General features: G+C 71.6%; 16 protein-coding genes. 9 read left to right on the top strand and 7 right to left on the bottom strand.

All coding sequences use genetic code 11. The features are described from left to right. Position 1: 1 nt before the first annotated feature. The 3 genes from ACN265_RS11300 to ACN265_RS11290 are packed head-to-tail and all read right to left on the bottom strand — an operon-like array spanning position 2 to position 3,149. Entirely contained in the window at positions 2–826 is an 825-nt protein-coding gene (locus tag ACN265_RS11300; protein ID WP_421407275.1) for a carbohydrate ABC transporter permease, read from the bottom strand. Next, positions 823–1,794: a carbohydrate ABC transporter permease gene (locus ACN265_RS11295; protein WP_204923136.1), complete on the bottom strand. Its 972-nt coding sequence runs from the start codon at positions 1,792–1,794 to the stop codon at positions 823–825. Before ACN265_RS11295 ends, ACN265_RS11300 begins: the two co-directional genes overlap by 4 nt. After that, positions 1,791–3,149: an ABC transporter substrate-binding protein gene (locus ACN265_RS11290; protein ID WP_357935967.1), complete on the bottom strand. Its 1,359-nt coding sequence runs from the start codon at positions 3,147–3,149 to the stop codon at positions 1,791–1,793. Before ACN265_RS11290 ends, ACN265_RS11295 begins: the two co-directional genes overlap by 4 nt. A gap of 410 nt (positions 3,150–3,559) precedes the next feature. Here ACN265_RS11290 and ACN265_RS11285 point away from each other — a divergent pair, with 410 nt between their 5' ends. Then, positions 3,560–4,582, top strand: a complete 1,023-nt coding sequence (locus ACN265_RS11285; protein ID WP_420119720.1) for a LacI family DNA-binding transcriptional regulator — start codon at positions 3,560–3,562, stop codon at positions 4,580–4,582. A 92-nt stretch (positions 4,583–4,674) separates the two neighbouring features. Beyond that, the gene (locus ACN265_RS11280) at positions 4,675–5,628 is read left to right on the top strand and encodes a family 43 glycosylhydrolase (protein ID WP_421407272.1); all 954 of its coding nucleotides are present in this window, start codon (positions 4,675–4,677) and stop codon (positions 5,626–5,628) included. Positions 5,629–5,798: 170 nt separating this feature from the next. Here the strand turns inward: ACN265_RS11280 and ACN265_RS11275 are convergent, their stop codons facing one another. Next, entirely contained in the window at positions 5,799–7,364 is a 1,566-nt protein-coding gene (locus tag ACN265_RS11275) for a glycoside hydrolase family 27 protein (RefSeq protein ID WP_421411451.1), read from the bottom strand. Between the two features lie 401 nt (positions 7,365–7,765). Between ACN265_RS11275 and ACN265_RS11270 the strand changes: the two genes are divergently transcribed. From ACN265_RS11270 to ACN265_RS11250, 5 genes are all read left to right on the top strand, one after another. Further along, positions 7,766–9,130, top strand: coding sequence for a LacI family DNA-binding transcriptional regulator (locus ACN265_RS11270; RefSeq protein ID WP_421407270.1), 1,365 nt, complete (start codon positions 7,766–7,768; stop codon positions 9,128–9,130). Between the two features lie 485 nt (positions 9,131–9,615). Next, a complete protein-coding gene (locus ACN265_RS11265; protein ID WP_204923141.1) occupies positions 9,616–10,599 on the top strand; it encodes a LacI family DNA-binding transcriptional regulator in 984 nt (327 codons plus the stop codon). A gap of 257 nt (positions 10,600–10,856) precedes the next feature. Beyond that, positions 10,857–12,230, top strand: a complete 1,374-nt coding sequence (locus tag ACN265_RS11260) for a PHB depolymerase family esterase (protein WP_421407268.1) — start codon at positions 10,857–10,859, stop codon at positions 12,228–12,230. Positions 12,231–12,326: 96 nt separating this feature from the next. Further along, complete coding sequence (locus ACN265_RS11255; RefSeq protein WP_421407265.1) at positions 12,327–13,796, top strand: arabinofuranosidase catalytic domain-containing protein; 1,470 nt, start codon at positions 12,327–12,329, stop codon at positions 13,794–13,796. 21 nt (positions 13,797–13,817) lie between these two features. Further along, positions 13,818–15,647 carry an alpha-galactosidase gene (locus ACN265_RS11250; protein WP_421407263.1) on the top strand — a complete coding sequence of 610 codons (1,830 nt, stop codon included), beginning with the start codon at positions 13,818–13,820 and terminating at the stop codon, positions 15,645–15,647. A 162-nt stretch (positions 15,648–15,809) separates the two neighbouring features. Here the strand turns inward: ACN265_RS11250 and ACN265_RS11245 are convergent, their stop codons facing one another. Together ACN265_RS11245 and ACN265_RS11240 are read right to left on the bottom strand one after the other, a co-directional pair. Beyond that, complete coding sequence (locus ACN265_RS11245; RefSeq protein ID WP_421407261.1) at positions 15,810–17,123, bottom strand: PHB depolymerase family esterase; 1,314 nt, start codon at positions 17,121–17,123, stop codon at positions 15,810–15,812. A 245-nt stretch (positions 17,124–17,368) separates the two neighbouring features. After that, positions 17,369–18,763, bottom strand: a complete 1,395-nt coding sequence (locus ACN265_RS11240; RefSeq protein ID WP_204923146.1) for an endo-1,4-beta-xylanase — start codon at positions 18,761–18,763, stop codon at positions 17,369–17,371. Between the two features lie 586 nt (positions 18,764–19,349). Here ACN265_RS11240 and ACN265_RS11235 point away from each other — a divergent pair. Beyond that, positions 19,350–20,429: an SRPBCC family protein gene (locus tag ACN265_RS11235; protein WP_421407260.1), complete on the top strand. Its 1,080-nt coding sequence runs from the start codon at positions 19,350–19,352 to the stop codon at positions 20,427–20,429. Between the two features lie 63 nt (positions 20,430–20,492). On the opposite strand, the gene ACN265_RS11230 is transcribed toward ACN265_RS11235, so the two are convergent. After that, positions 20,493–21,545: a LacI family DNA-binding transcriptional regulator gene (locus ACN265_RS11230; protein ID WP_421407258.1), complete on the bottom strand. Its 1,053-nt coding sequence runs from the start codon at positions 21,543–21,545 to the stop codon at positions 20,493–20,495. A gap of 551 nt (positions 21,546–22,096) precedes the next feature. Here ACN265_RS11230 and ACN265_RS11225 point away from each other — a divergent pair. Further along, positions 22,097–24,202 (top strand): cellulase family glycosylhydrolase, encoded by a 2,106-nt coding sequence (locus tag ACN265_RS11225; RefSeq protein WP_421407255.1) that lies wholly within the window; start codon positions 22,097–22,099, stop codon positions 24,200–24,202. The last annotated feature ends 22 nt before the right edge of the window (positions 24,203–24,224 follow it).

Raw genomic sequence — 24,224 nt, 5'->3', positions numbered from 1 at the left:
GCTATCCCTTCAGAGAGCCCTGGATCAGGGCCTTGATGAACTGACGCTGGAAGATCAGGAAGACGATCAGGGTCGGGGTGAGGATCAGCAGCGATCCGGCGCACAGCAGCACCAGGTCGGTGCCCCACTGCCCCTGGAACGCCCCGAGCGCGCCCGCCATCGTCCGCTTGGCCGGGTCGTCGACCAGGACGATGGCCAGCAGGAACTGGTTCCACGTCCAGAGGAACATCAGGATGGTCAGCGACGCGATGGCCGGGCGGGCGAGCGGCACCTGGACCCGCCAGAACAGCTGCCAGGTGCTGCTGCCGTCGACCCGGGCCGCCTCGGACAGCTCGACCGGCACGTTGCTGAAGTGGGCCCGCATCCAGAACACCGCGAACGGCATGTAGAGCCCGATCAACGGCAGGATGATCGCCCAGCGGGTGTTGAGCAGGCCGAGATCCTGCATCTGGTAGTACAGCGGGGTGACCACCGCCTCGAACGGCAGGGTCAGGCCGAGCAGCAGCAGGGCGAACACGATCCGGCCACCGGGGACCCGGAGCTGACCCAGTCCGAAGCCGGCCATGGTGGCGATCAGCACCGAAACCGGCACCACCCCGGCCACGATGAGCAGGCTGGAGCGCAGCAGCGCGCCCATGTTCGCCACCGTGAAGGCGTCGGCGAAGTTGCTCCACTGCGGGTCCGACGGCCAGGCCAGGCCGCTGGGCACGGTGCCCCGGGGCTGGAGCGCCGCGGAGAGCATGCTGACGAACGGCAGCAGGGTGCCCACGACCAGGACGAGCAGGAAGACCCGGCCGGTCAGGTTCTCGCGCCGGCTGAGGTTCATGACTTGTCCCCCCGGGTCAGTCGCTGGATCGGCAGCACGCAGAGCACCACCAGCAGCATCAGCACGACGGCCAGCGCCGAGGCGAGACCGACCTGACGCTGCGAGAAGGCCAGCCGGTAGATCTCCAGGCCGGGCACCGTGGTCTGCAGGCCGGGGCCACCGCTGGTGGAGATGTAGACGATGTCGAAGCTGGCCAGGGCGGCGATGATGGTCACCGTGAGGCAGACGCCGATCTCCTGGCGCAGGCTGGGCAGGGTGACGGCGAAGAACTCGCGGACCGGGCCGGCACCGTCGAGGCGGGCCGCCTCGTACAGCGCGGGGTCGATCTTGCTCATGCCGGTGACCAGCAGGATCGTGCAGAGGCCGAGCAGGACCCAGGCGCCGATCACGCCGACGGCGGGCAGCGCGGTGTCGAAGTCACCGAGCCAGGCGCGGGCCACCCCGCCCAACCCGACCGCGCGCAGCACCTGGTTGACCAGCCCGTTGGACGACAGCAGCCAGCTCCACGCGATGCCCGCCGCGACCAGCGGGATGACCTGGGGCAGGAACAGCACCGTCCGGACGACGGTGCCGAACACGCCTGTGGTGATCCGGCGGACCAGGCTGGCCACCAGCAGGCCGAGCGCGACCGGGACGAAGCTGAAGAAGACGATCAGGACGAGCGCGTTCCCGATGATCTTCAGCAGGTCGCTGTCGGTGAACACGGTGAGGTAGTTGTCCAGCCCGGCCCAGCGGGCCACCCCGATGCCGTTCCAGTTGTAGAACGAGTACTGGATGGTCAGCGCGAGCGGGCGCAGCACGAACACCGCGTACATCAGCACGGCGGGCAGGACGAAGAGCCAGCCCGTCCCGCCCGCGCGGGCCCACCGTTTCCGGGGGGCCCGCGCGGGCGACGGGCGGGTGGGACGGTCCGGCGACGGCGCCGTCCCACCCTGCCCGGTCGGTACGCTGCCGAGGGCAGACGTCATCGGGACAGTTCCTTCGCGTACTCGGCCTGGACCGCCTTCACGTACCCCTCGGGGGTCTGCTGACCGGCGATCAGCTTCTGCATCTCGGGCGTGATCGCGGCGGCGAAGATGCCACCGGTGGCGTTGGCGGTGAAGTCCACCGCGCCGTTCTCCTCACCGAGCTGCTGCGACGCCTTCAGCGTCTCGGCCAGCACGGTGCCGGGGGCGGCGGCCGGCACGGGCAGGTCGCTCGGGCCACCCGGGCTGGAGCCGCCGATCTTGACCGCGATCTCGCGGGCGGTGGCGTTGGTGTGCGCCCAGTTCAGGAAGTACGCCGCGGCGTCGGGGTTCTTGGCCTTGGCGCCGATGCCGAAGGTGTTCGGGGCGGACATCGCCACGTGCTTGCCACCGGCCGACTCGGTCGGGAACAGGAAGAAGCCGACGTTGCCCGGCATCGTCTTGTCGAGGTTGGCCGACTCCCAGTCACCGTTGAACATGAACAGGCCGTTGTTCTTCTGGAACTCGCCCACCATGCTCGCGTAGTCCAGCGCGTTGGCGTCCTTCGGGAAGTAGCCGGCCTGGGCCCACTTCTGGATGGTCTGGGTGGCCTTGAGCGCGGCCGGGGTATCGAACGTCGCGCCCGGCTTCTGGAAGATCCAGTCGGCCACCTGGGCCGGGTCGCCGAACTGGTTCTGCAACGCCTGGTGCGGGAAGTTGATGCCCGCGGTGTTCTTGTTGAACTGCATGATCGGCTGCACGCCGGCGGTCTTGGCCTTGGCCAGCAGCTCCTCGAACTCGGCGATGGTGGCCGGCGGCTGGGTCATCCCGACCTGCTCGGCCAGCTTCTTGTTGTAGAACACCCCGGTGACGCTGTAGCCGAGGCCCATCCCCCACAGCGACCCGGTGCCCCGGGTGGTGCCGCCGTCGCCGACCCGCAGCTGCACCAGCTGGGAGGCGGGGAACTTGTCCCAGCCGTACGCGGTGAAGTACGGGTCGAGGTTCTTGAGCAGGTCGTCCTTGACCAGGTCGACCATCGTGGGGAGCCGGATGATGTCGGGCGAGTTGTCCGAGGCCATCACCCGGGGCGCGTTCTCCACGATGACCGTGAACTGGTCCTCACGGATGTTGAACTTGACGTTCGGGTGCTGCTTGGTGAACTCGTCGGCCAGCGCCTTGGCCAGCGGGAAGCCGGTCTCGGCGTACATCTCCAGGGTGATCGGGTCGCTGCCCAGCTCGGTGCTGACGGTGGCGTCGCCGCCGGTGCGCGGCGCGTCGTCGGCCCCGGGGGCGCTGCACGCCGTGGCGGCCAGCCCCAACGCCAGCACGGGGGCCAGGAGCGCCGTCCGGCGGGAGAACCTTGCCAGTGGTGTAGCCAATTGAGGACTCCTCGACTCTTCCGTGCGTGCCCCGGCCGCGGTGCGGGCCGAGCCGGCAGACCGTTACGGTGGGTGACCAGCCGCAACAGTACGTCGCCGTCGGCGTGCCGCCGCAGCACGCGTTTTCGTTACCGATGACCATGCCGAGGGTCACCGAGGGTGCCGCCCGACCTGTCAAAAGTAGCCGCTAAACTGATTTAGCAGAGCATGCGCGCGGCGACCTGAGCTGTCAAGGACCAAAAGGCAACGGTCCGGAAACATCCGGTTCACGCTCGGCCACCCGCTCCACCGGCCGTCGCGGGTGGTGACCGACACACACCCGGGGTGACCGCCGGCACCGGGCCGGGCCGGACCACGCATCATGATGGGCGGGAGCGCGGCCGCGACGCCGCCGGCGATTCGGAGGACTGATGGGCCGCAACAGAGCAACCCTGGCCGACGTCGCGCGGCGGGCCGGGCTGTCCAAGACCGCCGCGTCGATGGTCCTCAACGGCAGGGAGGGCACCCGGCTGTCGGCCGAGGCGCACCAGCGCGTCTTCGCCGCCGCCGAGGAACTCGGCTACCGGCCCAACCTGGCGGCCCGCAGCCTGCGTACCCGCAAGACCGCCACCATCGCGTTCGTCTCCGACATCGTCGCCACCACCCGGTTCGCCGGCGGCCTCATCCGGGGCGCGCTCGACGCCGCCCGGGAGCGGGACCACGTGCTGCTCATCACCGAGACGCAGGGCGATGCCACCTTCGAGCAGTACGCCATCGAGGCGATGCTCGACCGGCAGGTCGACGGCGTGATCTACGCCGCGATGGCCACCCGCCGGCTGACCGTACCCCCGGCCATCCTCGGCGGACCGGTGGTGCTGCTCAACGCCACCAGCCCCGACGAGCTGCCCTGCGTGCTCCCCGACGACGAGCGGGCCGGCCGTACGGTCACCACCGCCCTGCTCGACCACGGCCACCGGGACCGGATCGCGCTGATCGGCCGCAACCGGCTCAAGGAGGACGACGCCGAGGTCTCGCTCGCCGCGCGGGCCCGGCTGCGCGGCGTCCAGCGGGCGCTGGACGACGCCGGGGTCGACCTGCTGACCGAGTGCTTCTGCGCCGAGTGGCTGCCCGAACACGGCTACGCCGCGATGCGGACGCTGCTGGGCCGACCGACCCGACCCACCGCGATCATCTGCATGAACGACCGGTTGGCCTTCGGCGCCTACCAGGCGCTCGCCGAGGCGGGGCTGACCGTCCCGGACGACATCTCGGTGGTCTCGTTCGACGACGACCCGATCGCCGCCTGGCTGCGTCCCGGCCTGTCCACCACCGCGCTGCCGCACGAGCAGATGGGTCGGCGGGCGGTCGAGATCCTGCTCGACGGGGGTGGGGCCGCGCCGTCGCTCGTACCCATGCCGCTGCGCCGCCGCCGCTCCCTGGCCGCCCCGGCCTAACCCTCCCCACCGCCCGCCGAACCGCGCCCACACCGGTCGTCGCAGGAGTGCCGACCTGGCCGCTAAAACGATTTAGTGCTAGCTTCCCCGGCATGCTACGTCTACCCGACCACTGGGTGTGGGACAGCTGGTACGCCCGGGACGACACCGACCGGTGGCACGCGTTCTTCCTGCGCGCCTCCCGCGCCCTGCACGACCCGCACCGCCGGCACCGCCGCGCCACGATCGGCCACGCCGTCTCCACGGACCTGCGCACCTGGCAGCTCGTCGCCGACGCGATCGTGCCGGCCGACGCGCCGAGCTGGGACGACCTCGCGACCTGGACGGGGTGCACGGTGCGCGGCCCGGACGGGCGGTGGTACCTGTTCTACACCGGGGTCGGCCGGGCCGAGGACGGGCTGGTGCAGCGGATCGGCCTGGCCGTCTCCGACGACCTGACCACCTGGCACCGGCACGGCACCGGACCGCTGGTGGAGGCCGACCCCACCTGGTACGAGCTGCTCGACCGGAACCTCTGGTACGAGCAGGCCTGGCGTGACCCGTGGGTGTTCCCCGACCCGGACGGCGACGGATGGCACATGCTCGTCACCGCCCGGGTGAACACCGGGCCGACCGAGGCCCGGGGCGTCGTCGGGCACGCCACCTCACCGGACCTGCTGCACTGGACCGTGCAGCCGCCGCTGTCGGTGCCCGCCGGGTTCGGGCACCTGGAGGTGCCGCAGGTCGCCGTCGTGGACGGGCAACCGCTGCTGCTGTTCTCCACCGACGCCGCCGGCACCCGCCGCGACGGCCACCGGATCTGGGCGGTCGAGGGGCACGACGTACGCGGCCCGTGGGACATCGCCACGGCCCGCCCGTTCCCGCACCCGCACCTGTACGCGCCCCGGCTGGTCGCCGGCCCCACCGGCGACTGGTCCCTGATCGGGTTCCTCGACCACGTCGACGGGGAGTTCGTCGGCGCGCTGACCGACCCGATCCCGGTCCGCTACCGGGCCTCCACCGGGCTGACCCCGGTCGGCACGCCCGCCGCCACCGCGACCGGCTGAGGAGTTTCCGACCACCGGCCGGTCGTCCGTCCGGGCGGGACGACGCCCACCGCCACGTCGACGGGGGCGTCGGACGACCGGGCCCGGACGGTGCCCGCACCACACCGTCCGGGTCCGGCAACCACCGGTCGTCGGCCACCCGGGGTGCCGGGTGGCCGACGACGTCGCGGTCAGATCCGGTTCCACCGCTGGTTGGACGCTCCGGTGCAGGTCCACAGGAGCACGGTGGTGCCGTTGGCCGTGCCGTTGTTGTTCACGTCGAGGCACAGGCCGGACTGCACGTTGCTGATCGTGCCGTTGGAGTTGAACGTCCACTGCTGGTTGGTGCCGCCGTTGCAGTCCCAGATCTGGGCCTTGGCACCGGCGGTGGCGTTGAGCGGCGCGTCCAGGCACTTACCGAGGGCCTGGAGGGTCTGGCCGTTGGCCGTCCAGCGCTGGTTGGCCGCCCCGTTGCAGTCCCAGATCACCGGCTGGGTGCCGTTGGCGGTGTTGCTCTGCGGCACGTCCAGGCAGCGCCCCGAGGAGACGCTGGACAGCGCGTTCGCCGTGGACGGCGGCGGCGTCGTCGGCGGGGCGGTCCCACCGCCGCTGACCCGGTAGACCACCGTGCCGTGCGACGGCACGCTGGCCGAGATGGTGCCGGTGCTGGTGGTGCTGGCGTTGGTCCAGGCGTCGACCAGGGTGAAGGACGATCCGGACTTGCCGATGGCGGCGGTGGTGGTGGTGATTGTGGTGGTGGAGCTGCCTTGGTTGAACAGGGCGACGGCGATGTCGCCGTTGGCGAGTCGTTTGGCGAGTACTCGGCGGGTGCCGTCGAAGGAGATTTGGGTGGCTTGGAGGGCGAGGGGGTCTTGGCTGATGCCGATGAGGTTGGCGTTTTTCAGGATGGTTTGGGTGGCGGTGTTCATGTTGCGGAGGTCGTTGCCGGCGATGAGGGGTGAGGCGAGGATGGCCCAGAGGGCGAAGTGGGAGCGCATTTCGGTGTCGGTCATGCCGCCGCGGCCGACTTCCATCATGTCCATGTCGTTGAAGGCGCCGGGTTTGGCGCGGGCGGCGAGGGGGACGGTGACGTCGATGATGTTTTGGATGCCCATGGGGTAGCCGTTGGTTTGGCCGCTGTTCCAGGTGTTGGTGATGTCTTCGGTGGTGCGCCACATGTTGGATACGTCGCCCCAGTCGCGTTGGGGTCCGGTTTTGGAGTGGATGCTGTTGCTGTTGATGCTCAGGACGATGGGGCGGCCGGCGGCGGCGAGGCCGTCGCGCATCTTGGCGAAGGCGCGGACTTGGTCGTCGATGGTGCCGGTGGGTGAGCACCAGTCGTATTTGAGGTAGTCGACGCCCCAGTTGGCGAACTGGCGGGCGTCTTGTGCTTCGCGTCCCTGGCTGCCGGTGGCGCCGGGGTAGGAGTTGAAGTACTGGGCGCAGGTTTTGTCCAGGGGGGCCTGGTAGATGCCGAACTTGAGGCCGCGGGCGTGGATGTAGTCGCCGAGGGCTTTCATGCCGGAGGGGAAGCGGGTGGGGTCGCCCTGGAGGTTGCCGGCGGAGTCGCGGTTGGGGTTCATCCAGCAGTCGTCGACCACGACGTACTGGTAGCCGGCGTCTTTCATGCCGGAGCTGACCATCGCGTCGGTCATCTGCCGGATCAACGCCTCACTGATGTTGCAACCGAACGTGTTCCAGCTGTTCCACCCCATCGGCGGCGTCCGCGCCACACCGTTGTCCAACGCCTGCGCCATCGGGGCGCGTACGCCCACCAGGACGCCCGCCAGGAGCAGGCCGGCCGCTGCCGCCCGCCCCCAGCTCCGGGCTCGCACGAATCGCTTCACGAGGTCTCCAATCAGTGGCGCCGCCCCGGCCGGGGCCGGTGCGGGACGCGGGAATCCGTCCGCTCGACCACCCGGTGTGAGCGCTAACAATGGTCCCCCATGTTACGGAAGCGTTTCGGGGTATTCAACTGCTTCCATACATCGATCAACTGCGGGTCGCCCCACCGCCCCGCCCCGCCGGCAGGGTCGGCGGCGGGACGGACGGAGCGCACCGGCGGGCGGCGGCCACCCGGGCCGGCGGACGCGGGAGCAGCAGATCATGGAGCCATCATGGAGCTACCGGAGCACCTGACATCGAATACGATAGCTCCATGTCAGTTGGCTCCAGGCCTGGTCGACGGGCCCGTGGTGAGATCGAGGAGCTGCCCAGCGGCTCCCTGCGGGTGCGGGTGTACGCCGGCATCGACCCGGCGTCCGGGCGGCGGCGCTACCTCACCGAGACCGTACCCGCCGGGCCGGCCGCCGCGCGGCACGCCGAATCCGTCCGCAGCCGGCTGCTCGACACCGTACGACGGCAGCACGCGCGCACGCCGGCACCGCGCACCCCGGCCGACGACGCCCGGCCCGCCCCCGTCGACCCCACCCGCGACGCGCCCGTACCCGTCCCCACCACGGCCACCGGCACGCCGACCGGGCGGGCGGCGGGGCCGCAGCGGAGCAGCCGCCGGCGGGGCGAACCCACGCTGACCACCATCGCCCAACTGGCGGACGTGTCGGCGCCCACCGTGTCGAAGGTCCTCAACGGCCGCTCGGGGGTCGCCGCAGAGACCCGCGCCCGGGTGGAGGCGCTGCTGCGCGAGCACGGCTACCGCCGGCCGGAACTGGGCACCCCGCACGCCAGCATCGAGGTGGTCTTCTACGGCATGCAGAGCAACCTGGCGGTGACCATCATGCAGGGGGTGCAGCAGGTCGCCGGGGCGCACCGGTTCGCCGTCGGTTTCACCGACGCCCGCCGGCAGGTCTCGGAGGGCCGGTTCTGGGCCCGCGACCTGCTGGCCCGCCGCCCGACCGGGGTGATCGCGGTCCACCTCGGCTTCACCTCCGAACAGCACGCCCTGCTGGCGGCGAGCGCGATCCCGCTGGTGGTCCTCGACCCCACCGGCGAGCCGCCGCTGCACGCCGTCCCGTCGGTGACCTCGACCAACTGGAGCGGCGGCTTCGAGGCCGCCCGGCACCTGCTCGACCTCGGCCACCGCCGGATCGGGGTGATCTCCGGACCGACCGAACGGCTCTGCGCCAAGGCCCGGCTGGACGGCGCGCGGGCGGCCCTGGAGGCGGCCGGGGTCGGACTACCCGCGCGCTGGCTGCGCCACGGCTACTGGTTCTCCTTCGAGGACGGCCTCAACCACGGCCAGGAACTGCTCCGGCAGGACCCGGCGCCGACCGCGATCGTGTGCGGCAACGACCTGCAGGCGCTCGGGGTCTACGAGGCGGCCCGGCTGGCCGGGCGGCGGATCCCCCGGGACCTCAGCGTGGTGGGCTTCGACGACATCCCGTACACCATGTTCTGCGGGCCGCCGATGACCTCGGTGCGGCAGCCGTTGACCGAGATGGGCGCCGTGGCGGCCCGGATGGTGCTGACCCTGGCCGCCAACGAGAGCCTCGCCCAGACCCGGGTGGAGCTGGCGACCACGCTTGTGGTGCGGGACAGCACCGCCGTCGCGTACGACCACTGAACCGGGCGGTGTCGGCGGATCGCAGAAACCTGTCCTTGTCGTTACCGAACGGTTTCGAGTAGCATCCGATTCGATCGATACGGCAGCTCGTCGTGGCGTGGCTTGCCCACCGGTGGCGCACCGTCGACACGCCTCCGACGCACCGGTCGAGGACATGCTGCACCACAGGTCGGCCGGCCCGGCGCGACGCGGGCCGGGCCCCGCGAGGATCCAGGGAGGGACCAGGCCACCCGTAACCGCCAGTTCGCCCACCGCCCGCGCTCCGTGATGACGAATATCACGGCACGCGGACGACACTCGGCCGCGTCACCGACCCATCCGGGGCGACACGCCGCGTAGACTCTCGCTGATCCAGCGTTGTCCACGGCGTGTGCGCCCATGCCTCGTGTCCGTCGTCCCTGCCCGGACGCCGAGCCGGGCCGCTGCGCCGGCAACGGGCTGCGGGGCGGACCGAGAGGTGTGGGATGACTGTGCGCGCTCCAGCGATGAGAGACGTGGCCCGCCTCGCCGGAGTGTCCCACCAGACCGTGTCGCGGGTCCTCAACGGGCATCCGCACGTGCGGGAGCAGACCCGCCTGCGGGTCCAGGCCGCGATCACCGAACTCGGCTACCGGCCGAACCGGGCGGCCCGCACCCTGGTCACCGGACGGTCCCAGGTGCTCGGTGTGGTGGCGCTCAACACCACCCTCTACGGCCCGGCCTCCCTGCTGTCCGCGTTCGAACTCGCCGCGGCCGAGGCCGGCTTCGCGGTCAGCGTGGGCAGCGTGCGCAACCTGGACCGGACCTCCATCACCGCCGTCGTCGAACGGCACCTCGCCCACCGGGTCGCCGGGATCGTGGTGATCGCGCCGGTGGAGTCGGCCGGCGAGGCGCTGGAGTGCCTGCCCACCGACATTCCGCTGGTCACCGTGGACGGTGACCCCCGTCGACCGGTGCCGCTGGTCACCATCGACCAGGTGGAGGGTGGCCGGTTGGCTACCCGGCACCTGCTGGACGCCGGCCACCGCACGGTCTGGCACGTGTCGGGCCCGGCGGACTGGTTCGACAGCGCCGGGCGGATCGCGGGGTGGCGGGAGACGTTGCAGGCGGCGGGCGCGGAGATCCCGCCGGTGCTCCAGGCCGACTGGTCCGCCGCCTCGGGATACCGCTGCGGGCAGATGCTGGCCCGGACCCCGGAGGTGACCGCGATCTTCACGGCCAACGACGACCTCGCGCTGGGCGTGCTGCACGCGCTGCACGAGCACGGTCGGCGGGTGCCGGAGGAGGTCAGCGTGGTCGGCTTCGACGACGTGCCGGACGCCGCGTACTTCATCCCGCCGTTGACCACCGTCCGGCCGGACTTCGACACCGTGGCGGAGGCCAGCCTCGACCTGCTGCTCGCGCAGATCGACGCGGGCGTCGACCACACCCTGCGGCGGACCGTCTCCCCCACCCTGATCACCCGGGACAGCGTCGCCCCACCCCGGTGACCGGCCGGCCGCGTCGCCGCCGCCACCGTCGCAGGACCCACCGCCACCCCAGACCCCGGCCGCGCCGGCTCCGTGCCGCGACCGCCAGCTATGGACAGCGGTCACTGTTAACGTTAACGTAACGACGTTCGTCAATTCTCGGGAACGACCCTCGGACCGCCCGGTGACCTCCTGTCGATCCCGGGCCCGGCCGACGCCGGCGTGACGGCCCGTACCGCCCCCGGCGCGGCGCTCCCACCCTGGAAGAAAGGCCACCGATGAAGGGCAGTCTGCGCGCCGCGCTGGCAGCCGTCGTCCTCGGTGTCGCGGCAGCCACCGTCCTGGTGACGGCACAGCCAGCGACCGCGGCGACCCTGACCAGAGTGACGGGATTCGGCAACAATCCCACCAACCTCAACATGTACCTGTACGCCCCGAGCACCCTGGCGCCCCGCCCGGCGCTGCTGCTCCTGGTGCACTACTGCGGCGGCTCGGCCAGCGGCATCTTCAACGGCAACGGGCACGACTACGTGACCGCCGCCGACCGCTACGGCTACCTCATCGTGGTGCCCGAGGCCACCCGCAGCGGGAACTGCTTCGACGTCTCCACCCCCGCCGCGCTCACCCGCAACGGCGGCGGTGACTCGACCGGGATCATGTCCATGGTCGCGTACGCCCGGCAGCGCTACCCGGTCGACCCGGCCCGGATCGTGGTCTCCGGCTTCTCCTCCGGCGCGATGATGACCAACGTGCTCGCGGCGCAGTACCCCGACGTGTTCTCCGCCGCGTCGGCGTTCTCCGGCGTGCCGGCCGGCTGCTTCGCCACCACCGACGGCTCCCTGTGGAACAGCAGGTGCTCGGGCGGCAACGTGATCAAGACGGCGCAGCAGTGGGGCGACCAGGCCCGCGCCATGTACCCCGGGTACACGGGCCGCTATCCCCGGATGCAACTGTGGCACGGCGCGACGGACACCACCCTGGCGTACCCCAACTTCGGTGAAGAGATCAAGCAGTGGACCAACCTGCACGGGTTGAGCACCACGCCCACCGTCACCGACCGTCCCCAGTCGTCCTGGACCCGCACCCGCTACGGCGGGACGGGGTCACAGGCCCCCGTCGAGGGGATCAGCATCGCCGGGGTGGGTCACCAGCTGCCGATGGCCGGACAACTCGCGTACGCCATCACCTTCCTCGGCCTGGACGGCAGCGCCCCGACGCCGACCCCCACCCCGACGGCCACCCCCACCCCCACGCCGACGGTCACGCCGACCCCGACGCCGACGGTCACCCCGACCTCCACCCCGACGCCCACGCCGACGTCGTCGCCGCAGTCGGGGGCCTGCCGGGTCACCGACACGATCAGCGCGTGGAACAACGGGCTCACCGCGAGCATCACCATCGTCAACACCGGGAGCACGACGCTCGACGGTTGGTCCCTGGGGTTCACCCTGCCCACCGGGCAGGTGATCACCGGCGGCTGGAACGCCAGCTACGCACCGAGCAGCGGCCAGGTCACCGCCACCAACGTCAGCTACAACGGCACGCTGGCCCCTGGGACGTCGACGACGATCGGCTTCCAGGCCACCCACACCGGCAACGCCGCCGCCCCCGCGACGTTCACCCTCAACGGTGCGACCTGCGTGACCGCCTGACCCGCCACGGCCGGGTCACCCCGTCGTCGTCCCCGCACGGCGGCGGAGGGTGACCCGGCCGCCGACCGCACCATCCGTCCACCACCAGGAGATCCCGTGCGAGAAAACCGATTCCTCCGCCGACGGCCGGCGCTGGTCGCCGCCACCGCCACCGCCCTCCTGCTCGTCACCGCCGCCGCCACCCAGACCTCGGCCTCGGCCGCCGCCGCCGGCTGCCAGGTGAACTACACCGTCAGCTCGTCCTGGCAGGGTGGTTTCGGCGCGAACGTGACCATCACCAACCTCGGCGACCCGGTGGACGGGTGGCGTCTGACCTGGAGTTACGCCGCCGGGCAGACCATCACCCAGCTCTGGAACGGCAGTTTCACCCAGGCCGGCGCCCAGGTCACCGTCACCAACGCCAGCTACAACGGCGCGATCCCCACCAACGGCACCGCCAGCTTCGGCTTCAACGGCTCCTGGACCGGCAGCAACCCCGCCCCCACCGCGTTCAGTCTCAACGGCACCACCTGCACCGGCGGGGTGAACCCCACCAGCGGGCCACCGCCGACCACCCCACCGCCGACCACGCCGCCGCCCACCACCCCGCCACCGACCACGCCGCCGCCCGGCACCAGCCAGCCGTGTGACATCTACGCCGCCGGCGGCACCGCCTGCATCGCGGCGCACAGCACCACCCGGGCGCTCTACGCCGCCTACAACGGCTCGCTCTACCAGGTGCGCCGGTCCTCGGACAACACCACCCGCAACATCGGGGTGCTGTCGCCGGGCGGGCGGGCCAACGCCGCCAGCCAGGACAGCTTCTGCGCGAACACCACCTGCGTCATCACGATCATCTTCGACCAGTCCGGACGCGGCAACAACCTCGGCTACCAGGGTGCCGGCGGTGTCGGTGGCGCCGTCCAGCCGGCGGTCGCGAACAAGGAGTCGGTGACGGTCGGCGGGGACAAGGTCTACTCGCTCTACATCCCCGGCAAGAGCAGCTACTGGCGTGACGGGCACCTGACCGGGGTGCCGACCGGGTCCGCGCCCGAGGGCATGTACATGGTCACCAGCGGCACCCACGTCAACAGCGGCTGCTGCTTCGACTACGGCAACAGCGAGACCACCAGGCGGGCCGACGGCGCGGGCGCGATGGACGCGATCTACTTCGGCACCAGTTGCTGGTTCGGTGGCTGCTCCGGCTCCGGCCCGTGGGTGCAGGCCGACCTGGAGTACGGCCTCTACCCCGGCGGCAGCAGCTCGTGGAACTCCAACCAGCGGGCGTTCACCAGCAAGTTCGTCACCGCCACCCTGAAGAACAACGGCACCTCCCGGTTCGCCATCAAGGGCAGCAACGCCCAGTCCGGCGGCCTCTACACCCTCTACGACGGGTCGCTGCCGCGCGGGTACAGCCCGATGCGCAAGCAGGGCGCGATCATCCTGGGCAGCGGCGGGGACTGCTGCATCGACAACACCAACCAGAGCGTCGGCACGTTCTACGAGGGGGCGATGGTCGCCGGCTACCCGTCGGACGCCACCGAGAACGCGGTGCAGGCCAACATCACCGCCGCCGGCTACCGCTGACCCGATGGTCGAGGAGGTCCGATGCAGCACCGTGTCGTTGATCCGGCGACCCGACGGGTGGCCGTCCTGCTCGCCACCGCCCTCCTGCTCGTGACGGGCCTGGTCGGCGCGGCCGGGCCCCAACCGGCGCAGGCGTGGGACAACGGCGTCGCCGACACCCCGCCGATGGGGTGGAACAGCTACGACTCGTTCAACTGGAGCGTCACCGAGGCCGACGTCCGGGCCAACGCCGACTACATGGGCACGAACCTGCGCCAGTACGGCTGGCAGTACATCGTCGTCGACTGGGGCTGGTACTTCCCCGGGCAGCACAACGGCAGCCCCAATCAGGACGCCAACCTGCAACCCCGGCTCCGGATGGACGCCAACGGGCGGCTGCTGCCCGACACCACCCGGTTCCCGTCGGCGGCCGGCGACAACGGGTTCAAGCCGCTGGCCGACCACGTGCACGCCCAGGGGCTGAAGTTCGGCGTACACCTGATGCGGGGCATCCCACGGCAGGCGGTCGCGGACAACGTGCCGATCCTCGGCACCTCGTGCCGGGCCAACCAGATCGACGCCGGCAACAGCGCGGCCTGGCTCAACCTGATGTGGGGGCTGGACATGTCCAACCCCTGCGCGCAGGCGTACCTCGACTCGGTGTTCCAGTTGCTGGCCGGGTGGGGCGTCGACTTCGTCAAGGTCGACGACATCGCCGCGCCGACGTACCGGCAGGCGGAGGTCGAGGGCTACCGGACGGCGATCGGGCGCAGCGGCCGGCCGATGGTGCTGAGCCTGTCGCCGGGGGCGACGCCGCTGTCCGCCGGCCCGCACGTGCAGAGCAACGCGCACATGTGGCGGATCGTCAACGACCTGTGGGACAACTGGTCGTCGGTGGACGCCCTGTTCGACCAGTTACGCAACTGGACGCCGTACCGCAGGACGGGGGCCTGGCCCGATCCCGACATGATCCCGATCGGCCGGCTGTCGAAGTACGGTCCGGTCGGCTCGCCGCGCTACTCGAACCTCAGCGCGGACGAGCAACGCACCCTCATGTCGCTCTGGGTGATCAACCGGGCCCCGCTGATGTGGGGTGGCAACCTGGTGGAGAACCGGCCGGCGGAGCTGGCGTTGATGACCAACAGCGCGGTGCTGGCGGTCGACCAGCGCAGCGCCAACAACCGGCAGCTCACCGGCGGCACCCGGCAGGTGTGGGTCGCCGACGTGCCGGACAGCACGGACCGGTACGTCGCGCTGTTCAACCGGGAGGGTACGGCGGCCACCGTGTCGCTGAACCTCGCCGAGCTGGGCATCGGCTCGGCCACCGCGACCGACCTGTGGTCCGGTGCGGCCCTGGGCACCTCGACCGGGACGTTCAGCCGCTCGCTGCCCGCCCACGGCGCCGGGCTCTACCGGCTGACGCCGCAGACCACCACCCCGACCCCGACGACCGCGACGCTGACCGCCCGGCACAGCGCGAAGCTGCTGGACGTCAGCAACGCCGCCACGACCGACGGCGCGAACGTCGTGCAGTGGGCCGCGAACGGTCAGGCCAACCAGCGGTGGCGGTTCTCCGACGTCGGCGGCGGCTGGTCCACGGTGGTGAGCGTCAGCAGCGGAAAGTGCCTCGACGTCTACGGCGGCGCCGGCACGACCGCCGACGGCGCCCGGGTGGTGCAGTGGACCTGCAACGGGGGCACCAACCAGCAGTGGCGGCTCCAGGACGTCGGTGACGGCTGGGTGCAGCTGGTGGCCCGGCACAGCAACAAGTGTCTCGACGTGCTCAACGCCGGGCTGACCGACGGGGTGCAGGTCGTGCAGTGGACCTGCGGCACCGGCGCCAACCAGCAGTGGCGGCGTACGCCTGTGTGACACCGCGCAGAGGTCTGCGTCGGTGAGGCCGGGCGCAGGGTCGGGTTCGCTCCCCGGCCCTGCGCCCTGCCACTGGTCGCCCGGAGTGTTCCGGGCGCGACGGGGCTCCGGGCGGAGCACCTCTGCGGGGGGTGCGCCGCCCGGAGCCGTCGGCCGCGTCGGTCAGCTGGCGGTGCAGGTGGGGGTCATCCCCGCCCCGCTGCCGTTGCCCTGGAACCCGAACTCGGTCGACTGACCCGCACCGAGCGCACCGTTGTAGTCCACATTCGTGAACCGCACCGTCCCGGAACTACCACTGGCCGTCGCCGACCACGTACCGGTCACACTCGAACCACCAGGCAACGTCAGGCTCACCGTCCACCCACGCGTACCCGACGAACCCGCGGTCACCTTCACCGTGGCCACGAAACCACCGGTCCACGAATTCAACGACACCGACGCCGAACAGCCACCCGTGGCCGGCGGGGTCGTCGGCGGCGGGGTGGTCGGGTTCGGCGGTGGGGTGGTGGGGTTCGGCGGGGTGGTCGTCGGGTTCGGCGGCGGGGTGGTGGGGCTGGCGCTGTCGAAGCCGAGGAAACGGACGGCCTGGGCGGCGTCGAACGGGATGGAGTGCCCGTAGCCCTGGAAGCTGATCGCCTCCACCGGCGGCGTGCCACCGGTGCCGCCGTAGCGGGTACGGGTGGCGCTGGTCTGCGGGTAGTCGGTGGAGCTGGGGGTCTGCGAGACACCGAGCACGTTGGTCCACTGCTTGACCTGCTCGCCGAAGTTGACGTAGCTCAGCGTGGTGTCGGTGGTGCCGTGCCAGATCTGCATCCGGGGCCGCTTGCCGGTGTAGCCGGGGTAGGCGTTACGGACCAGGTCACCCCACTGCTGCGGGGTCTTCACGATCCGCCCGCCGGAGCACTCGCTGTTCCACTCCGAGCCGTTGGTGGTGGCGAAGCAGCCGAACGGCACGCCGGACGAGCTGACGCCGGCGTTGAACACGTCCGGGTAGACCCCCGCCATCACGTTGGTCATCATCGCGCCGGAGGAGAACCCGGCGACGCCGATCCGGTTCGCGTCGACCGGGTAGCGGTTACGCACGTAGTCGATCATCGACATGAGGCCCACGGGGTCGCTGCCGCCGTTGCGCCGCAGCGCCTGCGGGGAGGAGACGTCCCAGCACTTGCTGCTGCGGGTCACCGACGGGTAGATCACGATGTAGCCGTAGCGGTCGGCCAGCGAGCTGAGCCCGTAGCCGGTGTGCAGCGCCGGGCCGCTGCCGGTGCAGTAGTGCAGCGCCAGCAGCAGCGCCGGCCGGGCGGCCACCCGGTCGGGCACGTACAGGTGCATCTGCAGGTTGGTCGGGTTGGTGCCGAAGTTGGTCACCTGGGTCAGCGTCGCGGCCGAGGCCGGGTTGGGGGCCGCGACCACGGCGGTGACGGTCGCCAGGGCGGTCGCCAGCGCGGCGGCCAGCAGTGCGAGTCGGGGTTTCATCGACGGTTCCTCTGTCGGAGTCGGTGGTCAGCAACGGACGACGGGCCGTCCCGGCGTACGGGGCGACGGTCCGGACTGGCCCGGTCCGGGGCTGGCCGACGATGGTCCGGCCGGGCGCGTCGCACCGGCCGGCGGGTGGGAGATGCACCGCCGGCCCGACCCGGTGCACCCGGGTCGGGCCGGCGGCGGTGGTAGTCAACTCACGGTGGTACTCAACTGACTGTGGTACTGGAGTGAGGCGGTACTCAGCTGGCGGTGCAGGTGGGGGTCATCCCCGCCCCGCTGCCGTTGCCCTGGAACCCGAACTCGGTCGACTGACCCGCACCGAGCGCACCGTTGTAGTCCACATTCGTGAACCGCACCGTCCCGGAACTACCACTGGCCGTCGCCGACCACGTACCGGTCACACTCGAACCACCAGGCAACGTCATGCTCACCGTCCACCCACGCGTACCCGACGAACCCGCGGTCACCTTCACCGTGGCCACGAAACCACCGGTCCACGAATTCAACGACACCGACGCCGAACACCCCGACCCACCCGGAGGGGGCGTCGTCGGGTTCGGCGGGGTGGTCGTCGGGTTCGGCGGGGTGGTGGTCGGGTTCGGCGGCGTGGTCGTCGGGTTCGGGATGCCCGGACCCGCGTTGAGCGCGTTCAGCACCGAGTCGTACGCCGGCTTCTTGTTGCCGTTGCAGTCGAACAGCAGGGCGTTGTCAGAGCCGCGCCACGAGTCGCAGTCGCGCACCCCCCACACGGTGATGCCGGCACACCGGGAGATGGCCATGCAGGACCGGGTGACCGTGCCGAAGATGTTGGCCTGGTTGCCGCCGGTCATCACGTCCAGCTCGGTGATCTGCACCTCCACGCCGAGGTCGGCGAAGCGCTGGAGGTTGGCCTGGTAGTCACCCGGGATCGTGGTGCCCAGGTGGGACTGGAAGCCGACGCAGTCGATCGGCACGCCCCGGGACTTGAAGTCCCGCACCATGTTGTAGACGCCCGTCGACTTCGCGTTGACCCCGTCGGTGTTGTAGTCGTTGTAGCAGAGCTTCGCGCCCGGGTCGGCGGCCCGGGCGGCCCGGAACGCCGCCTCGATCCAGTCGTTACCGGTGCGCTGCAGGTTCGAGTCACGACGCCCACCGCTACCGCCGTCGGCGAACGCCTCGTTCACCACGTCCCACGCGTAGATCTTGCCGCGGAAGTGGGTGGCGACCTGGGTGACGTGGTTGATCATCGCGCTGCGCAGCGCGCTGCCCGACATGCCCTGCGCCCAGCCCGGCTCCTGCTGGTGCCAGAGCAGCGCGTGGCCACGCACGCTCATCCCGTTGGCCTGGGCGTGGCTGACGATCCGGTCGCCGCCGGTGTAGTTGAACCGGCCCTGCTGCGGCTCGGTGGCGTCCCACTTCATCTCGTTCTCGGCCACGATCGAGTTGAACTCGCGGTTGAGAATGGTGGTGTAGGTGCTGGTGGACAGCTTGCCCGTCGCGACCGCCGCGCCGAAGTAGCGGCCCTTCTCGGCCGCCGCCGCCCGCAGGGTCGTCCCGGCGCTGGCTGCGGGGGCCATCGCCAACGTCATCCCGACGGTGAGTGCGCCGGCCACGGCGAGGGTCGCCGTGGCCAGTAGGGCTCTCTTGGGTCTCATGTCGCATCCTTCTCGAGGTGGGTGCAGCGGTGGTGGTGCTGAGGTGCCCGGTTCCCGGTGCGGTGGGTCGTGCCGGCCGGCGGGGTCCGCCGTCCAGTCGGCCAGGACGGACCATCGTGGCCGCCGTACCCGGCCCGGACGAGGGACAGTCGGCGATGTCCCGGTCGCGGTCCGTGCCGGCCGTCGACCCCGGTGACCTCGACGCCGGGGCCGCAGCCCGGATCGGCGAGAGGATCACCCGCTGTGGGCAACGGCGCAGCGCCTCCCGAAAAGGGCGCCATGATCCTCCTTCGAGGAGACCGGGCCGGCCGTCGACGGAGTCGTCCCGCCCCTGCTCGGGGCCGGTCGCGCCGTCGCCGGCAGCTACTGATGGGAAATCCTGACCCGACGTCCCACATGCCCTGGGGGGACGTCGCGATCCGAGGCTCGACCAGCACGGCTCGCCCGGTGAGCCATCAGGTGCGGTGGTCCTCGACATCGACTGTGAGCGATAACATGTGTTTCGTCAAGTCGTACCGCAGTGAGCCGTGTCGATCGTGGCGACCAGATTCACCCAGGGGGCGTGCGGGCCGTAGAGTCTCTCGCCGTGATCGAGATCGGCACGCAGGTCGACCTGCCGCACCCCGCCGACCGGGTCTGGCGCGCGGTGACCGATCCGGCGCTGCTGGCCCGCTGGTTCGCCGGGGCCGAGGCGGTGCCCGACCGGCCGGGCCGGTGGCGGGTGGGCACCGCGGGGCTGCCCGGCTTCGACGGCGACGTCGAGATCGCGGCCGTGCGCCAGCGGGCGCCGGAGCTGCTCGTGGTGCGGTGTGTCGAGGGGGCGCGGCACACCGAGCTGACCTGCGTCCTCACCACCACCGCCGAGGGCTGCCGGGTGACCGTACGGGAGACCGTGCAGCAGGGCGACTGGGCCGCCGGGCAGGGCGCGCGGCGCGAGGAGTGTTACCGGCAGTCGCTGGCCGGACGCCTGCCCGCGCTGCTCGACTGGTTGGCGTTCCGCGAGGTCGACCTGCGGCGGGACAGCGCCGCGCCGACCGCCGTGCTGCCGGTGGCGCTGATGGCGGACGTGGCCCGGCCGTCGACCCGGGGCCGTACCGGTTGGGTGGTGGTCGGGTCGGGCACGGCGGCGCTGGCGCTCGGACTGGCCGGCTGGGCCCTGCTGCCGCCGGAGCGGGAGGAACCGACCGGGGCGGCTCCGGTGGCGCCGTCGGTGCGCCCGACCGCCACGCCGAGCCCGTCGCGGTCCGTCGTGTCGGCACGCCCGACGTCGGCCCCGCCGTCGCGCAGCGCCCCGCCGAGCCGGTCGCCGTCGGCTACCCCGTCGCGGACCCCCACCCCGACCCCGGCGGTCGCGGGGCCGCTGGACGCCCGGTACGCGACGGTGTCGACCCGGGTCTTCGGGTACACCGGGGAGGTGGTGGTCGCCAACCCGGGCGCGACGCCGGCCATCGGCTGGACGGTCGTCGTCACGCTGCCCCGGGGCAGTTCGGCGGCGGAGGTGACCGGCGCCGACTGGCGACAGGACGGGCAGTCGGTCACCTTCACCGGCCCGGCCGTCGCGGCGGGCGGGACGCAGGCCATCCGCTTCGACGTCCGCACCGCCGACCCGGTCACCAAGGCGCCACAGGGCTGCACGCTCGACGAGCGCCCCTGCGCCGGGCTGTGAGCGACGCCCCGCGCCGGCCGGGGTCCGTCGTGGACCCGGGCGGCGGCGACCCGACGTCGCCGGTCAGGCGGGCGGTGGCGCGGTGCTGTGGCGTACGGTCAGGGTGGTCGCCAGCTCCAGGCGGACCTGGCCGGTCGGCTCCCCCCGTCCGAGGGCGAGGGCCAGTTCGGTGGCGGTGACCGCCATCTCGCGCAGCGGTTGGTGCACGGTGGTCAGTGCCGGGTCGACCAGGGTGGCCACCGGCAGGTCGTCGAAGCCGACCACGCTGAGGTCGGCGGGAATCCGTAGCCCGAGCGCGCGGGCGGCCTGGTAGACCCCGACGGCCTGCAGGTCGTTGCCGGTGCACACCGCCGTCGGCCGGTCGGGGCGACGCAGCAGGTCGAGGGCGGCGGTCCGGCCGTCGGCGTCGGTCAGGCCGGCATGCCGGACCAGGTCGGACGCCACCGGCAACCCGGCGGCCTCCAGGGCGGAGCGGTAGCCGTCGAGCCGGGCCCGGCAGCACAGGACGTGTTCCGGGCCGGCGACCATCGCGATCCGCCGGTGGCCGAGCCCGATCAGGTGGCGGGTGGCCGACCGGCCGCCGGCCCAGTTCGTCGCGCCGACGAACGGGACGTCCTCGGGCAGCTCGGTGGTGGGGTCGAAGACCACGAACGGAATGCCCCGGGCACGCAGCAGCCGGTGCTGTTCCGCGTCCAGCTGGGCCACCATGACCAGGCAGTCCGGCCGTCGGGCGAGGGTGTCGTCGATCCAGTACCGGATCGCGTTGCGCTGCGGCCCGAACTCGGTGAGGACGACGCCGACGCGGTGCTGCCGGGCCACCCGCTCGACCCCCCGGATGATCTCCAGGCCCCACATGTCCTCGATCTCGTCGAAGACCAGTTCCATCATGTTGCTGCGGGTGACGGGGGCGGCCCTGCGGTAGCCGTGCCGGCTGATCGCCGCCTCGACCCGGGCCCGGGTGTCCGCCGCGACGCCGGACCGGCCGTTGATCACTTTCGACACGGTCGGCACCGACACACCGGCCGACGCGGCGATCGCCGCGATCGTCACGGGTCTGCCGGGATCGGCGAGCGACGCCAGGTCGCCGCCCGGCCCGCCCGACTCGACGTGGCTCAACCCGGCCTCCTCCCCGGCGGTGGCTGCCGGTCACGCCGGCGGCTCCGCACGCGACCGGGCCGCCGGCACCGCCGCGGGGAGCGCCGGCATCGTTCAGGGGGACCCAGGATAACCCGACCATCGATGTCCGCTCTCCGGGTGCGGGTACCGCCGGGACGGAAACTTTCCCTCGCCCAGTGAAAGTGCTCCGTGAGCACGCCGGGTCGAGCGGCAGGTCATCGCCATCGGATGGGCCCCAGGGCGGGGACCCACCCGGTCATTGACGCACGTCGACCGATACTTGTAAGGTCTGCGACGGAAACTTTCCAGGAAAGTTGTCCGATCGTTTCCAGGCGGGAGCCTCGCCACTCACCGTGGACGCCCCGGGCAGCGTCCACACCCGCCCCGTTGCGGCCGGGCCGCCGGACGGCCATCCGACCCCCGGTCACGTCGGCACGACGCCGTGGCCCACCCCCGACCCGGTCGACGTCGGGCCGGCCGGGGCCACCCGGCCGGGGCGACGTCCCACCAACCCCCACCCACCGGTGTCATCCCGGCGAGGAGTTCCCCTGATGAGTACCCAGCACCTCCGACGAATGCGACAGCGGGCCGGCCTGCTCGCCGGCACCCTCGCCGCGCTGCTCCTGGCGGGCCTGATGGTCGCCGGCAACGCCCAGGCCGCCGCCGGCTGCCGGGTGGCGTACACCGTGCCGGCCCAGTGGCAGGGCGGTTTCAACGCCGACGTCCAGGTCACCAACCTCGGCGACCCGGTCAACGGCTGGAGCCTGGCCTGGACCTTCCCGGCCGGCCAGCGCGTCACCCAGGCGTGGAACGCGACGACCACCGCCGCAGGCGACCAGGTCACCGCGAAGAACCTCAGCTACAACGCGGCGATCGCCACCAACGGCACCGTCTCCTTCGGCTTCAACGGGTCGTGGACCGGCAGCAACCCGGTGCCGACCTCGTTCACCCTCAACGGGGTCGCCTGCACCGGGGGTGTGGGCACGCCGACGCCCACCGGCACCACCGCGCCGCCGTCCCCGACGGTCTCCCCCTCCCCCACGATCTCGCCGTCGCCGTCACCCGGTGGCGACCCGATGGCGGCGGTGGCCGCGATGCAGCCCGGCTGGAACCTGGGCAACACCCTCGACGCGATCCCCGACGAGACCGCGTGGGGCAACCCGCTGACCACCCAGGCCCTGCTGCGGCAGGTGCGTTCGCAGGGCTACCGCAGCATCCGCCTCCCGGTGACCTGGACCGACCACACCGGGCCGGCCCCGACGTACACCATCGACCCGGTCTGGTTGGCCCGGGTCCGCCAGGTGGTCGACTGGTCGCTCGCCGAGGGCTTCTACGTGATGATCAACCTGCACCACGACTCGTGGCAGTGGCTCAACGGCTACCCGGGCGACCGCACCACCGTCATGAACCGCTACACCGCTCTGTGGACCCAGATCGCCACCACGTTCCGCGACCACCCGGCCAAGCTGGTGTTCGAGAACATCAACGAGCCGCAGTTCACCGGCACCGCCGACGACGCCCAGGGCGACGAGGTGCTGCGGGAGCTGCACCTGGCGTTCGTCCGCCTGATCCGCCAGTCCGGCGGCGGCAACGCCACCCGGCTGCTGGTGCTACCCACCCTGCACACCAGCGGCGAGCAGGCCCGGATGGACGCGCTGAACACCACGATCAGCCAGCTGCGCGACCCCAACATCGCCGCGACCATCCACTTCTACGGGTACTGGCCGTTCAGCGTGAACATCGCCGGGGGCACCCGCTACGACAGCAACGTCGAACAGGACCTGGTCGGCACCTTCGAGCGGGCCCGCGCGTCGTTCGTCGCCCGGGGCATCCCGGTGATCATCGGGGAGTGGGCGCTGCTCAGCTACGACTACACCCGGCCCGGCATCATCGAACGCGGTGAACTGCTGAAGTTCTTCGAGGCCGTGGGCTACCACGCCCGCACCCGCAACCTCACCACGATGCTCTGGGACGCCGGCTCGTTCCTCAACCGCACCACCCTGCAATGGCGCGACCAGGGCATCTACGACCTGATGAAGGCGAACCTGACCACCCGCTCGGCCACCGCCTCCACCGACCAGGTCTACCTGCCGCGCAGCGGCACCATCACCGGCAGATCGCTCACCCTCAACCTCAACGGCGCGTCGTTGCAGGGCCTGCGGCAGGGCGGCACCAACCTGGTCGCCGGCACCGACTACACCGTCTCGGGCAGCACGCTGACCCTGACCGCGTCGGCGCTGACCCGGCTCGCCGGCAACCGCGCCGCCGGGGTCAACGCCACCATCGAAGCCCGCTTCTCCCAGGGCGTGCCGTGGCAGATCAGCATCATCTCCTACGACCCGCCGACCCAGTCGGCGGCCAGCGGGACGACCGCCTCGTTCGCCGTCCCCACCCAGTTCCGGGGTGACCAGCTCGCCACCATGGAGGCGAAGTACGCCGACGGCAGCGGCGCCGGGCCGGCCAACTGGACCTCCTACAAGGAGTTCTGGACGCACTTCCAGCCCGACTACACCGCCAACACCATCCTGCTGAAGCCGGAGTTCTTCGCCGAGGTCAACGACGGCCCGGTCACGCTGACCTTCCACTTCTGGAGCGGCACGCAGAAGACGTACCGGATCACGAAGTCCGGGAGCACGGTCACCGGCAGCCCGGCCTGAGCCGGCCGGGGCGTCGCGGACG

The sequence above is a fragment of the Micromonospora sp. WMMD730 genome, assembly GCF_049178955.1.
Lineage (GTDB): Bacteria > Actinomycetota > Actinomycetes > Mycobacteriales > Micromonosporaceae > Micromonospora > Micromonospora wenchangensis.
Note: the sequence above shows the minus strand (reverse complement) of the source record. Positions and strands in the feature narration are given on the sequence as shown.

Coding starts and splice junctions, on each gene's coding strand:
- ACN265_RS11300 (WP_421407275.1), bottom strand. CDS start 826: ATGAACCTCAGCCGGCGCGAGAACCTGACCGGCCGGGTCTTCCTGCTC.
- ACN265_RS11295 (WP_204923136.1), bottom strand. CDS start 1,794: ATGACGTCTGCCCTCGGCAGCGTACCGACCGGGCAGGGTGGGACGGCG.
- ACN265_RS11285 (WP_420119720.1), top strand. CDS start 3,560: ATGGGCCGCAACAGAGCAACCCTGGCCGACGTCGCGCGGCGGGCCGGG.
- ACN265_RS11280 (WP_421407272.1), top strand. CDS start 4,675: ATGCTACGTCTACCCGACCACTGGGTGTGGGACAGCTGGTACGCCCGG.
- ACN265_RS11275 (WP_421411451.1), bottom strand. CDS start 7,364: ATGGCGCAGGCGTTGGACAACGGTGTGGCGCGGACGCCGCCGATGGGG.
- ACN265_RS11270 (WP_421407270.1), top strand. CDS start 7,766: ATGTCAGTTGGCTCCAGGCCTGGTCGACGGGCCCGTGGTGAGATCGAG.
- ACN265_RS11265 (WP_204923141.1), top strand. CDS start 9,616: ATGAGAGACGTGGCCCGCCTCGCCGGAGTGTCCCACCAGACCGTGTCG.
- ACN265_RS11260 (WP_421407268.1), top strand. CDS start 10,857: ATGAAGGGCAGTCTGCGCGCCGCGCTGGCAGCCGTCGTCCTCGGTGTC.
- ACN265_RS11250 (WP_421407263.1), top strand. CDS start 13,818: ATGCAGCACCGTGTCGTTGATCCGGCGACCCGACGGGTGGCCGTCCTG.
- ACN265_RS11245 (WP_421407261.1), bottom strand. CDS start 17,123: ATGAAACCCCGACTCGCACTGCTGGCCGCCGCGCTGGCGACCGCCCTG.
- ACN265_RS11240 (WP_204923146.1), bottom strand. CDS start 18,763: ATGAGACCCAAGAGAGCCCTACTGGCCACGGCGACCCTCGCCGTGGCC.
- ACN265_RS11225 (WP_421407255.1), top strand. CDS start 22,097: ATGAGTACCCAGCACCTCCGACGAATGCGACAGCGGGCCGGCCTGCTC.